The sequence below is a fragment of the Bowmanella yangjiangensis genome (assembly GCF_017255015.1).
Lineage (GTDB): Bacteria > Pseudomonadota > Gammaproteobacteria > Enterobacterales > Alteromonadaceae > Bowmanella > Bowmanella yangjiangensis.
In genome coordinates this window covers 1-377 of the sequence record NZ_JAFKCS010000702.1, presented here as the reverse complement: position 1 = coordinate 377, position 377 = coordinate 1, and the positions used below count along the sequence as shown (strand labels likewise).

Here is a 377-nt window from a genome sequence, read left to right as displayed (position 1 = left end):
CGCAGCCGGCCTCGTCGAAGCTGATCAGCTGGTTGTCGCCGCGCTTGTCGCGGTAGTGATAGCGCTGCCTGCCGTTCTGCCGGGTGATCATGTCCGGCTTGCCCAGGCTGCTTTCCACGTCGGCGCTGCTCATGCCGCTGCGCACCTCGCGGCGGATGATCGCCTGGCGCTTTTCGCTGCTGCTGAGCAGGTTGCCGCAGCCGTCATCCTGCTCGCCGACGATCACGGGCGCCCTGGAGCGTGTCGTGGGTTTCGCGGTGCGTGCCCTGGGGACGGCCAGGGGGATGGGTTTGCCGCTGCCGGGGGAGTGGTTGCGCACCTCCTGCCTGTACTGCGTCTGCTCGGGTGCGCAGCCGTGGCGGGTGAAGGTGATCTGC

Annotated in this window: 1 protein-coding gene; it reads right to left on the bottom strand. The window is 68.7% G+C overall.

Annotated features, from left to right (window positions below; all coding sequences use genetic code 11):
- Positions 1–377: hypothetical protein (locus J0A65_RS26325; RefSeq protein WP_206597132.1), on the bottom strand; the 377-nt coding region annotated here is incomplete at both ends.